General features: G+C 46.1%; 11 protein-coding genes and 5 tRNA genes. 1 reads left to right on the plus strand and 15 read right to left on the minus strand.

The annotated features are described in order from the left end of the window. Window positions 1-30: 30 nt before the first annotated feature. The 15 genes from AACT23_RS07320 to cysP form a co-directional block, all read right to left on the minus strand. Window positions 31-107 (minus strand) — tRNA-Arg (locus tag AACT23_RS07320). A gap of 36 nt (window positions 108-143) precedes the next feature. Next, a tRNA-Arg gene (locus tag AACT23_RS07325) sits at window positions 144-220 on the minus strand. Window positions 221-286: 66 nt separating this feature from the next. Next, window positions 287-379, minus strand: a tRNA-Ser gene (locus AACT23_RS07330). 31 nt (window positions 380-410) lie between these two features. After that, window positions 411-487: transfer RNA gene (locus AACT23_RS07335), tRNA-Arg, on the minus strand. A gap of 41 nt (window positions 488-528) precedes the next feature. After that, window positions 529-621 (minus strand) — tRNA-Ser (locus AACT23_RS07340). 186 nt (window positions 622-807) lie between these two features. Next, on the minus strand, window positions 808-1,005 hold the full coding sequence (gene csrA, locus AACT23_RS07345; protein ID WP_010320440.1) for a carbon storage regulator CsrA: 198 nt from the start codon (window positions 1,003-1,005) through the stop codon (window positions 808-810). Window positions 1,006-1,097: 92 nt separating this feature from the next. Next, on the minus strand, window positions 1,098-2,285 hold the full coding sequence (locus AACT23_RS07350; protein WP_013857703.1) for an aspartate kinase: 1,188 nt from the start codon (window positions 2,283-2,285) through the stop codon (window positions 1,098-1,100). A gap of 205 nt (window positions 2,286-2,490) precedes the next feature. After that, window positions 2,491-5,073, minus strand: coding sequence for an alanine--tRNA ligase (gene alaS / locus AACT23_RS07355; protein ID WP_094129968.1), 2,583 nt, complete (start codon window positions 5,071-5,073; stop codon window positions 2,491-2,493). A 121-nt stretch (window positions 5,074-5,194) separates the two neighbouring features. Beyond that, window positions 5,195-5,698, minus strand: a complete 504-nt coding sequence (gene recX, locus AACT23_RS07360; protein ID WP_017048942.1) for a recombination regulator RecX — start codon at window positions 5,696-5,698, stop codon at window positions 5,195-5,197. A gap of 35 nt (window positions 5,699-5,733) precedes the next feature. Next, entirely contained in the window at window positions 5,734-6,780 is a 1,047-nt protein-coding gene (gene recA / locus AACT23_RS07365; RefSeq protein ID WP_010320444.1) for a recombinase RecA, read from the minus strand. Window positions 6,781-6,913: 133 nt separating this feature from the next. Next, a complete protein-coding gene (gene pncC / locus AACT23_RS07370; RefSeq protein ID WP_013857707.1) occupies window positions 6,914-7,405 on the minus strand; it encodes a nicotinamide-nucleotide amidase in 492 nt (163 codons plus the stop codon). A 114-nt stretch (window positions 7,406-7,519) separates the two neighbouring features. Further along, window positions 7,520-8,647 carry a sulfate/molybdate ABC transporter ATP-binding protein gene (locus AACT23_RS07375; protein WP_017043744.1) on the minus strand — a complete coding sequence of 376 codons (1,128 nt, stop codon included), beginning with the start codon at window positions 8,645-8,647 and terminating at the stop codon, window positions 7,520-7,522. Then, window positions 8,644-9,507 carry a sulfate ABC transporter permease subunit CysW gene (cysW, locus tag AACT23_RS07380; protein ID WP_088728610.1) on the minus strand — a complete coding sequence of 288 codons (864 nt, stop codon included), beginning with the start codon at window positions 9,505-9,507 and terminating at the stop codon, window positions 8,644-8,646. Before cysW ends, AACT23_RS07375 begins: the two co-directional genes overlap by 4 nt. A gap of 10 nt (window positions 9,508-9,517) precedes the next feature. After that, a complete protein-coding gene (cysT, locus tag AACT23_RS07385) occupies window positions 9,518-10,375 on the minus strand; it encodes a sulfate/thiosulfate ABC transporter permease CysT (RefSeq protein ID WP_017046719.1) in 858 nt (285 codons plus the stop codon). Between the two features lie 66 nt (window positions 10,376-10,441). Then, entirely contained in the window at window positions 10,442-11,443 is a 1,002-nt protein-coding gene (gene cysP / locus AACT23_RS07390) for a thiosulfate ABC transporter substrate-binding protein CysP (RefSeq protein WP_094123535.1), read from the minus strand. A 213-nt stretch (window positions 11,444-11,656) separates the two neighbouring features. Here cysP and cysM point away from each other — a divergent pair, with 213 nt between their 5' ends. Beyond that, a complete protein-coding gene (cysM, locus tag AACT23_RS07395; RefSeq protein WP_026027976.1) occupies window positions 11,657-12,547 on the plus strand; it encodes a cysteine synthase CysM in 891 nt (296 codons plus the stop codon). Window positions 12,548-12,766: the final 219 nt, after the last annotated feature.

Here is a 12,766-nt window from a genome sequence, read left to right on the forward strand (position 1 = left end):
AATATCAGGGTCAATGACCCTTTGAATAAGTGGCGCGTCCTGGAGGATTCGAACCTCCGACCGCCTGGTTCGTAGCCAGGTACTCTATCCAGCTGAGCTAAGGACGCGCAGAGTTAATGACAGTATCACTAACTTTAAATAAGTGGCGCGCTCAGGAGGATTCGAACCTCCGACCGCCTGGTTCGTAGCCAGGTACTCTATCCAGCTGAGCTATGAGCGCGCAAGATGTGAATTACATCACAAAAATTTTATTTCTGAACAAAAAAATTGACTCATGGTCAATAAATGGCGGTGAGGGAGGGATTCGAACCCTCGATACGGCTATAAACCGTATACTCCCTTAGCAGGGGAGCGCCTTCGGCCTCTCGGCCACCTCACCGCATTTTCACATTCAATCTTACGAAAGAATATGGCGCGTCCTGGAGGATTCGAACCTCCGACCGCCTGGTTCGTAGCCAGGTACTCTATCCAGCTGAGCTAAGGACGCACATTGTTCTTTATTTGGATGCTAAACCAAATAAGCAAGAATGGCGGTGAGGGAGGGATTCGAACCCTCGATACGGCTATAAACCGTATACTCCCTTAGCAGGGGAGCGCCTTCGGCCTCTCGGCCACCTCACCGTCTTGCGGAGGCACATATTACTTTTTACCAAAAATATGTCAAACACTTTCTTGGTAAAAGCGACAAAAATCAAATCAACCGTTGGCTATTTAATCAAAGCGCTGTGAAATTAAACTTTTCTGTCATATCAGTGACTTCAAAGCATAAAAAAGGCCAGCAAAATTCGCTAGCCTTCCTTGTGATAATTAGTAGTTGCTAGGTGCAACACTACCATTACCTTTTTCAGCTTGAATGCGCATGTAGATTTCTTCACGGTGGACAGAAACCTCTTTCGGTGCATTCACACCGATACGCACTTGGTTACCTTTTACACCAAGAACTGTTACTGTCACTTCATCACCGATCATTAGTGTTTCGCCAACACGGCGAGTCAAAATTAGCATTCTTTGCTCCTTGAGTAATCTCTGTATTATATTGCAACTGCGCTATTATCCACTAAAAGTTATATTTTCGTAAACTATCTATTAGTGCGCTCTCACCCTAAAGAGACATGTTTTAGGTGAAAAGCTAATAGCTCATCTGACGTTATATAGGCCTCATGTAAAATATTGGCTGCCTTATCAACATGTTGTGGCTGCATAACTAGCATTAACGATTGTTTATCAACCGAAAGGGAACTCACTTCGATCCCTTGTTCTGCAAGTAATTCACATGAGCGTTCAACTAATTCCTGAGCTAGTAAACCTACCGTGGTCAATAAACTAACGGGTTCACTATTACGGATTTTGTCATTGAAAACCAGAGCTAATTTAGCACAAGCGTCTCGTTTTATAATGACACCTGTCCATTCTGCCTCTTCGATCACACTCCACACTTCCACACCGAGCATTTGGCACTGCTTGGCTAAACTCGGGAAATGATCATGTTGCACAGTAATAAGCGCCATGTCGCGTTGAATCGCAATGCCACATACTGCTTTATGACACTGCTCACCTTTGATTAGACTGCCTGCGTTTACATCAAAAGTAGACAATACGCGTAAAGGAACTTCATTTTCCCACGCATATTGCACACAAGGTAAATGCAGAACTTTAGCGCCTTTACGGGCCATTTCTTCCATTGACGGGAAATCAACGATCTCTAATTTTTGAGCCGTTGCAACCACACGTGGATCACATGTGTAAACGCCATCCACATCAGTGAATATTTGACACTCATCGGCTTTAAGAGCTCCCGCTAGCGTCACAGCACTAGTGTCAGAACCTCCACGTCCTAAAGTGGTGATATCCCCATTCTCATTCACACCCTGAAAACCCGCTACCACCACAATATGATCTTGTGCCAGCAACTCGGTAATCGTTCGAGTATCAATCATTTTAATCGTCGCGTCATTGTGTTGATTATCGGTCACAATGTTCGCTTGAGCTCCGGTTAGTGAGCGAGCTGAATAGCCTAATTTATTGAGTGTCATCGCTAATAGCGCCATAGACACTTGCTCACCAGCAGAGAGCAAAACATCAAGTTCCCTTGCAGTTGGTACACTATCGATTTGTTGTGCTAAGCCCAACAGTCGATTGGTTTCTCCTGACATTGCAGAAACAACTACAACCACTTGATTACCATCATTCTTCGCCTTAATGATGTGTTCAGCGACGGTATGGATTCGTTCTATTGAACCCACCGAGGTTCCGCCAAACTTTTGCACGATAAGGGGCTTTTTCACCTATCTTCACCTTCCCAAGACCAAAGTCTCATTAGGACCAAATCGAAAGCAGAGCACTATGTTGAGTATCGATTCAGTAGTTACAAAAACAAAACCAAGCAGATAACTGGCTCGTATCCTATTGCGCCAATTAGACCACTTGGTTTGGTAAATAAAATTACGCCCAATCAAAAAACAGTGATTGAGCGTGACTTATTACAACGGTTTATAGATGCTCAGCAATCCAAGCATCTACGGAAGCTAAAGCGCTAGGCAAGGCATTAACATCCGTACCTCCCGCTTGAGCCATATCCGGACGGCCGCCACCTTTGCCACCCACTTGCAAGGCAACCATATTGACCAGCTCCCCTGCTTTAACTTTGGCGGTAAGATCTTTGGTCACACCCGCAATCAAACCCACTTTATCATCAGCCACATTACCCAGCATGATAATGCCACTGCCTAACTGATTTTTTAGCTCATCAACCATACCACGCAGCGCTTTGTTATCAGCGCCATTAAGTTGAGCAACTAGCACTTTCACACCCGCAATTTCTTTTACATTGCTGATCAGATTGGCACTTTCTTTCGCTGCAAGTTTATCTTTTAACTGCTGCAACTCTTTTTCCAAAGATTTCGCTTTAGCCGCCATTTCAGCCACTTTGACTTCATATTGAGCCTGCTGTTGATCCAATAGATCCAGCGCGCCTTCACCCGTCACCGCTTCAATACGACGAATGCCAGCGGCAATACCGCCTTCAGAAACTATTTTGAATAGGCCGATGTCACCGGTGTTACTTGCGTGAATACCACCACACAGTTCGGTTGAGAAATCCCCCATCGACAATACACGAACTTCATCGTCGTATTTTTCACCAAACAGTGCCATAGCACCTTTGGCTTTTGCCGATTCGATGTCCATGATATTGGTTTCAATCGTGTGGTTACGGCGAATTTGCGCGTTCACTAGGCGTTCCACTTCTTTTAGCTCTACGGGCGTCATTGCTTCTAAATGAGAGAAGTCAAAACGCAAGCTTTCCGCTTTTACCAATGAGCCTTTTTGCGCCACGTGCGAACCTAATACTTGGCGAAGTGCAGCATGCAACAAATGTGTGGCAGAGTGGTTCAGTGAAATTGCAGCGCGGCGCTTAGCATCAACAATGGCTTTCGCTTCATCGCCTTTGGCGAGTACTCCCTCGATGAGTTCACCGTGATGAGCAATGGCGTTGCCGAGTTTTTGTGTATCTTCAACTTTAAACAAGCCCGTGGCCGTTTGAATAACACCCGCATCACCACATTGACCACCGGATTCAGCGTAGAAAGGTGTTTCACCCAAGATCAAAATCGCTTTATCACCCGCAGATAGAGTGTCAACTTCATTGCCGTCAACAAACATAGCGGCAATGAGGCTCTCGCCTTGTGTCGCGCTGTAGCCACAGAAAGCGGTATTGGTATCAACTTTAATGATTGCATTGTAGTCAGTGCCAAATTGGCCCGCTTCACGCGCTCGTTGACGCTGCTCTTCCATCGCTTTTTCGAAACCTTGTTCGTCAATGGTCAGCTCACGTTCACGTGCAACATCATTAGTTAAATCAGCCGGAAAACCGTAGGTATCGTAAAGTTTAAAGACAGTTTCACCATCCAGTACGCTACCCTCTAAATTATCGAGTGCATCATTGAGGATCGCCATACCGCGTTCAAGAGTGCGACCGAAGTTCTCTTCTTCAATGCGCAGCACTTTTTCTACAAGCGCTTGCTGCTTTTTCAGTTCTTCACCAGCCGTTCCCATCACTTGTGCTAATGGGCCAACCAATTTGTGGAAAAAGGCACCTTGTGCGCCCAATTTATTACCATGACGCACCGCTCGACGAATAATCCGACGCAGTACATAGCCACGGCCTTCATTCGATGGCATCACACCATCCACAATCAAGAAAGCACAAGAACGGATGTGATCAGCAACAACGCGTAGCGATTGATTGGAAAGATCGTCATAACCCGTTACATCAGCGGCGGCTTTAATCAAGGCTTGAAACACATCAATTTCATAGTTTGAGTGAACACCCTGCATGATCGCAGAAATACGTTCAATACCCATACCAGTATCAACGGAAGGCTTTGGAAGTGGCTCCATCGTGCCATCGGCATGACGGTTAAACTGCATGAAGACGTTGTTCCAAATTTCAATGAAACGATCGCCATCTTCCTCTGCCGAACCTGGAGGACCACCCCAGATATGATCGCCATGATCATAGAAAATTTCAGTACAAGGACCACACGGACCCGTATCACCCATTTGCCAGAAGTTGTCTGACTCATAAGCTTTACCACCCGGTTTATCGCCAATGCGAATAATGCGCTCAGCCGGAATGCCTACTTTTTTATTCCAGATATCAAATGCTTCATCATCAGTTTCATACACGGTAACCAGTAGACGATCAGCGGGCAACTTGAGTGTTACAGTAAGAAACTCCCACGCGTATGCAATAGCGTCTTCTTTGAAATAATCACCAAAGCTGAAGTTACCCAACATTTCAAAAAAGGTATGGTGACGAGCGGTAAAACCAACGTTTTCCAGATCGTTATGCTTACCACCAGCTCGCACACAACGTTGCGCCGTTGTTGCACGTGTATAAGCACGCTTTTCTAAACCAAGAAAACAATCTTTAAATTGGTTCATTCCTGCATTTGTGAACAACAGGGTTGGGTCATTAGCGGGGACTAATGATGAACTATCAACAATTTGGTGTCCTTTACTTTCAAAGAACGAGAGGAACGCGCGGCGAACCTCATCAGTGCTCATAAACATGCAGCTCTTCCTGAAATACTCAAGTTAGAATTTTGCGTTATTGTAAAGCATGGACAAGAGTTCGACTAGTTTTCTTATAGAAAAGGCATGGCAGGAAATAAATTGCGGATCAGACGAAGAGTTAAGCTTCCGATGATGATAAAGCGTAGCTAATTTGCTCGAAGCTAAAACCTCGATACTGCAAAAAACGCACTTGTTTGGCATGTTCTTTTGAACCTTTTTCCGCAGGTTCTCTGAATTTTTTTTCAGCCACCGCTTTTGCCAATTCAAACCAATCTTGAGGCTCTTGATATAAAGCGGTTTCAATATCATCGCTACTGACTCTTTTTTGGCTCAGCTCTTGTCGAATGCGCCGCTCACCATGACCTTTAGTGACATGTTGTCTTATTTGACTTGCGGCATAGCGCAGTTCATCCAAATAATGGTTCTCAAGGCAGTAACTCATTGTTTGAACGATAATTTCCGTATCATACCCTTTACTAATGAGCTTTTGCTGTAGCTCATGCTCGCTATGATCTCGTCGGCTCAGTAATTGCAATGCGCACTCTTTGCACGATAACGTCGATTTGAATTTAGAGGAATACATACTGTCCCTATTGGTCATGGATAAAACAAAGCCCTGCATTGCAGGGCTTTGTTGAAATATAAACGTGGAGAAGATTACAACTCTTCTTCTTGAGGCATTTCGCTCAAAATAGGTTCTTCAACAATTAACTCGGCTGGATTGAGCAGCATTTCACGTAACTTAGTATCAAGAGCCATAGCTGCAGCTGGATTCTCTCTCAAGAATTTACAGGCGTTTGCTTTACCTTGACCAATTTTATCACCGTTATAGCTATACCAAGCGCCCGCTTTCTCAACCAATTTATGTTTCACGCCAAGATCAACCAATTCACCTTCACGGTTAAACCCTTGTCCGTAAAGAATTTGAGTATCCGCTTGTTTAAAGGGAGCCGCGATTTTGTTCTTCACCACTTTAATACGCGTTTCGTTACCCACGACTTCGTCACCCTCTTTGATAGAGCCTGTACGACGAATATCTAAACGAACTGAAGCGTAGAATTTAAGGGCATTACCACCTGTTGTGGTTTCAGGGTTACCAAACATCACACCAATTTTCATACGGATCTGGTTAATGAAGATGCACATGCAGTTGGACTGTTTTAAGTTACCCGTTAACTTACGCATCGCTTGAGAAAGCATACGTGCTTGGAGGCCCATGTGGCTATCGCCCATTTCACCTTCAATTTCAGCTTTTGGTGTCAGTGCAGCCACGGAGTCAATCACGATAACATCAATGGCACCAGAACGAGCCAAGGCATCACAAATTTCAAGCGCTTGTTCACCCGTATCAGGTTGTGAAACCAACAGCTCATCAATGTTGACACCCAGTTTTTTAGCATAAATTGGGTCAAGGGCATGTTCTGCATCGATAAAAGCACAGGTTTTACCCACTCGTTGTGCTGCTGCGATCAATTCCAGCGTTAAGGTTGTTTTTCCTGATGATTCAGGGCCGTAAACTTCAACGATACGTCCCATTGGTAAACCGCCAGCACCCAATGCAATATCCAAAGAAAGTGAACCGGTAGAAATGGTTTCAACATCCATTGTACGGTTGTCACCAAGGCGCATGATCGAACCTTTACCAAATTGCTTTTCAATTTGACCCAGTGCTGCGGCTAGCGCCTTCTGCTTATTTTCGTCCATTACTTTCTCCAAACTGTCGCTGTGGGTAGCGGCTCGTTAAATTTTTTATCGACTCTTTAGTCGCCAATTGGGGTTAATTATACTGTTGATTCATACAGTGTCTATAGCTGTGTCGAAAAAATTTCGACTAGGTTCAATTTGGCTGCGATAAAAAGTGACTCACCACTTGTAATGCATGAGTAATCGCCTGCTTGCGCACCTGTGCGCGATCGCCTTTAAAACAAAGCGTCTCAGCACGTTCCCAGCCCTGCTTAGAAGCCCATGCAAAGCATACGGTTCCCACTGGTTTTTCTGCGCTACCGCCGTCAGGACCAGCAATACCACTGATCGCTACACCAATCGTGGCTTGGGAATGCAAAAGTGCTCCTTGTACCATTTCGCGCACAACGGGTTCTGAAACCGCGCCAAAATCCACCAGTGTCTGTGCTTTGACACCGAGCATCTCTTGTTTAGCAAGATTACTGTAGGTCACAAACGATCGTTCAAACCAAGCCGAACTTCCTGCAACCTCGGTAAGTGCAAATGCCACACCACCGCCAGTGCATGATTCAGCACTGGTGAGGATCTCTTTTTGTGCTAACAATTGCTGACCTAATTGTTCACTTAATGCAAAAATCGCTTTCATTACGCCCTCTCCAAAGCCACGTTATTTTCGCTTGAACCTTTATAGCAGATTGAATCATCAGAAAACAGAATGGGCACGCAAGCGTGCCCATTCTGAATCGTTCGTCCGTTGTATTTAGATCTCAAACATTAAACTATCTGCGTCTAAGAATGGCCAACGAATGGTGTGCGGAGTGCTGCTCTCCCCACCAAAAAAGTAGCCCACTTGTGGTGTAGCAAAGGTTTTGTCGCCTCGTGTGAGTGGTTGTTCACTCAATGCTCTATGGGTTAATTTTGCTTCCCATAATTGCTCACTCTCCCAGCCGACTGGCGCGAGTTCCACTCGCACTTCCGCGCCAACAGGATTGACAGAGACCACTTCAAAAGGCAATGAAGCTTGGCTATTTTGTTTGTTCGATAGGCTCAACTCATGACTGCGCACATACAACTTTCCTGATTGATTAATCGCGTGATCTTTCGGCGGTAAGATAAACGATTGGCCATTGACCCACTGCTCGTTATTCCAGTTGGCTTGGAATACATTCACATTGCCAAAAAAGTCAAAGACGAAGCGACTGTTCGGTTGAGCATAAAGCTGCACTGGCGAGTCGATCTGTTCGATGCGGCCATTGCTCATCACGACCACGCGATCAGAGAGTTCAAGTGCTTCATCTTGATCGTGGGTGACAAATACGCTCGTAAAACCGAGCTCTTCGTGCAAGCTGCGCAACCAGCGGCGCAATTCTTTACGCACTTTGGCATCCAGTGCGCCAAAAGGCTCATCCAGCAGTAGCACTTCCGGCTTTGTTGCAAGAGCGCGAGCCAAGGCGATGCGCTGCTTTTGCCCGCCGGACAGTTGTTCAGGATAGCGCTCAGCTAAATGGCCAAGTTGTACAATATCCAATAGCTGTTTGACTCTTTTGGTGATCTCCGCCGCCGCTGGTCTATGACGGCGATCCATCACTTGCAAACCAAACGCGACATTGTCGGCCACCGTCATATGACGAAAAAGTGCGTAGTTTTGGAACACAAAGCCAACTCGGCGCTCGCGGACGTGGACATGAGTCACATCGCGATCTCTAAAATGAATGGTTCCGCTATCAGCACCTTCAAGGCCGGCAATAATGCGCAACAAAGTGGTTTTGCCTGAGCCGGAAGGACCAAGTAAGCCAATCATCTCGCCATCATCAATCTGTAACGAGAGCGGAGAGAGCGCTTGAAATTGACCAAATTGTTTGGAAATGTTGTCTAAACGTATACTCATACCGTCTCTTGCTCTCTGTTCGTTTTTGTCTGATTGTTGTGTTGACGCCATTCAACATAAGCTTTAAAAACTAAGGTTAATAATGCAATGAAAGCCAATAGCGAGGCGCTAGCAAACGCCGCTTCCGATTGATAATCTTCATACAGTAGCTGCACATGTAGCGGTAAGGTATTGGTTTCACCACGAATATTGCCCGACACAACCGCTACTGCGCCAAATTCACCAATGGCACGTGCATTGGTTAGGATGACACCGTAAATCAGTGCCCATTTAATATTCGGTAAGGTGACGCGACGAAACAGTTGCCACCAAGATGCACCCAAAATAACCGCCGCTTCTTCATCTGATCGGCCTTGCTGCTGCATCAGCGGGATCAGCTCACGCGCAACAAACGGGCAAGTCACAAAAACCGTGACCAATAAAATTCCCGGCCAAGCAAACATCACTTGCAGATCGCGCTCAAACAACCACTCGCCCAACCAACCACTGCTGCCGTAAAGCAGTAAATACAGAAGGCCTGCAACAACCGGTGATACGGCAAACGGAATATCAATTAAAGTGGTTAATATTTTTCTACCCGGAAATTCAAAACGAGTCACTGCCCAAGCTAATAACACGCCGAACACTAAGTTAATTGGCACCGTGAGTAGCGCAACTAGCAGTGTTAAACCAATGGCATGACGCGTATCGGGTTCAATTAAATGACTAATATAAGTCGATAAACCACTGGCAAAGGCTTGTTTGAAAATGCTCACTAGCGGGATAATCAGCAACAATGCAACCCAAAACAGCGCAAAGCCAATCAAACTCCACTTCACCCAAAGTGCTTCACCGACTCGTAACGGTTGATGTGCTTTCATCATCGGTTCCTTAACGTCCATGAATTCGACGCAGGTATGCGCCCTGCCATAGATTAATCAGTAGTAGCAGCGATAACGATGCCATCAATACTACCGAGGCAATGGCACTCGCCGCCGGAAAATCAAATTCTTGTAAGCGTACAAAAATCATTAATGAGGTAATTTCACTGACGTAAGGCATATTGCCCGCAATGAAAATCACTGCACCAAACTCGCCCAAGCTACGCGTAAATGAGAGTGCAATACCAACCAATAGTGCTGGACGAATCGAAGGCATGATCACTTTCCAAAATACGGCGCTGTCTGATGCGCCTAACGTCATTCCCGCTTCTTCCTCTTCTTTGGAGATCTCCTCCAAGACGGGTTGTACCGTGCGCACCACAAACGGAATACTGGTAAACGCCATCGCGACAACAATCCCCAAGGGGGTATAAGCCACTTTAATTCCAAGCTCGCCAAGTACGCTGCCCACCCAGCCATTGGATGAGTAAAGCGTCGCCAACGTGATGCCTGCAACGGCGGTAGGCAAAGCAAACGGTAAATCGACTAAAGCATCAAGAATACGTTTGCCATAAAAATCATAACGAACCAGCACCCAAGCGAGCAATAATCCTAGCAAGCCATTAAACAATGAGGCGATGAGTGCCGCGCCCACCGTTACTTTGTAACTGGCCAGTACACGAGGGTCCGCCACCACCTGCCAATACTCGGTGAGCGACATTTGGCTCGTCTGCATAATCAAACCACTGGCGGGCAATAGCAGCACTAAGCTGACAAAAAACAGCGAAGTACCGAGGCTAATACCAAATCCGGGTAGCACCCTTTTATGGCGTGGGCGAGATAAAGAAGCGGTGAAGGAATGGCTCATAAACCCTCGAAACAAAACGGATGCGTAAGAAAACCACCCACACTCAGCGCAGGTGGCGATGACGAATTAACGACGTTGAAGTTGGTCAAGCTTCGCGCCATTGGCAAAATGAAGTTTCATGGCATTTTCCCACCCGCCAGCAATGCTCTCAACTGTTAGCAATTCAACTTCAGGGAAGCGATCAGCAAATTCTGCGTTCACTTTTTCATCATGAACGCGGTAATTAAACCCAGCCAGCAAACGTTGCGCTTCTTCACTGTACAGATAAGCGAGATATTCGTTGGCTACCTCAAGCGTGCCTTTACGCTTGGCATTTTTTTCCACCACGGCCACGGGAAACTCGGCCAAGATAGAGGTCTTAGGCACCACTACTTGATATTCATCCACGCCATACTGCTGACGAATATTGTTCACTTCAGATTCAAACGTAATCAGCACATCGCCAATGCCACGTTCAACAAACGAAGTAGTCGCACCACGGCCGCCAGTATCAAATACCGCTACATTAGATAAAAATTGTTTGAGGAATTGATCCTGCTCGGCTTGGTTTTCTTTGCCAAAAGTCTTTTGTGCATAACCGACCGCGGCCAAATAGGTATAACGTGCATTACCTGAGGTTTTAGGATTGGGGAATACAGAAGCCACATCAGCTTTAGCGAGATCGCCCCAATCTTGAATATTTTTTGGATTTCCCTTGCGCACTAAAAATGCGGTCGTGGAGTAGTAAGGTGAGCTTGCATTGGGCAATTTTTCTTGCCAATTAGCATCGATAAGCTTGCCACGATCGTGCAGCACCTGAACATCCGTTACCTGATTGAATGTCACTACATCGGCGGCTAACCCCTGCAAAATTGAGCGAGCTTGCGCAGATGACCCACCGTGCGACTGTTTGATCTCCACTGTTTGGCCTGTCTTTTGTTGCCAGTGTTTTTCAAACACTGGGTTATAAGAAGCAAACAGCTCGCGAGCGATGTCGTACGATGAGTTGAGAATGGTTTGATCCGCGGCCGAAACATTCAACGATCCTACGGCTAATAAGCTGGCTAAGGCTGACTTGATGAACTTCATATATTGCTACTCCCTAATCACTACGGCCAAAATGGCGTCCTTGGCAATTAGAGTATGAGGAAAATGAATTATAACAAAGAGGATAACTAGAACTTTTTGGAATAAACTCTAGCAATAAATTGTATGCCAATTACCAGCACGACTTTATAGTAGTGTTCGGTAAGGTGGATACGTCATCTTACTCTTCCGACTAAAAAAATTAAGGACAACATGATGGCGGACTTTCCAACGATTGAAGCATATGTCGGGCAAACGCCTTTAGTTCGCTTGCAGCGACTGGCGGCTCACACCTCAAGCACCGTATTGGTCAAGCTAGAAGGCAATAACCCAGCAGGTTCAGTCAAAGATCGCCCAGCACTCAATATGATAGTGCAAGCAGAGCGTCGCCAAGAGCTCCAACCGGGCGATACCATCATTGAAGCGACCAGCGGCAACACGGGTATTGCGCTGGCAATGGCGGCCGCCATCAAAGGCTACAAAATGATTTTAATCATGCCAGATAATGCCACCCAAGAGCGTAAAGACGCGATGAAAGCGTATGGTTGTGAGCTCATTTTAGTCAGCAAAGAACAAGGCATGGAAGGAGCGCGCGATTTAGCATTAAAAATGCAAAGTGAAGGCAAAGGAAAAGTACTCGATCAATTCAATAACCCCGACAACCCGCAAGCTCATTTTGATTCAACTGGCCCAGAAATTTGGCAACAAAGCCACGGGGAAATCACCCACTTTGTCTCAAGTATGGGCACAACGGGCACCATCATGGGCACTTCTCGCTATCTAAAAACGCAAAATCCAGAGATAAGCATTGTCGGTTTACAACCAGCAGAAGGCAGTGCAATTCCGGGCATTCGCCGCTGGCCTCAAGCTTATTTACCCGGCATTTTTGAATCATCACGTGTTGATGTGGTACTCGATATCGAAGAGCAAGATGCCATCAATACGGCTCGTGCTTTGGCAACTCAAGAAGGCATTTGCGCTGGCGTCAGCTCCGGAGGCGCCGTTTTCGCTGCGTTACAAATCGCGCAACAAAATCCCGGAGCGGTGGTTGTCGCCATCATTTGCGATCGAGGCGATCGTTATCTCTCATCCGGTCTTTTTTCTTAGATCAAATCTCCAACCCAACGGGCTAATCAGTGCTGAACGCGCTCATCACTCTTTAGCCCTTGGCTTTGCTTCCACATCAGCATCCCTTGATTGCTCAGCAATAGCGAAGTTTGTTATCCTCTCCGACTATTTAAATGCATGTTCTGACGATTCTTTCTAACTCATGTCAGAGCTAAGGCCGCTGCCATTCCTGTACAGTGGTCATTTTCACAGTCAGCC

The organism is Vibrio sp. V09_P4A23P171, from assembly GCF_963875615.1.
In the GTDB taxonomy this organism is placed as follows: domain Bacteria; phylum Pseudomonadota; class Gammaproteobacteria; order Enterobacterales; family Vibrionaceae; genus Vibrio; species Vibrio anguillarum.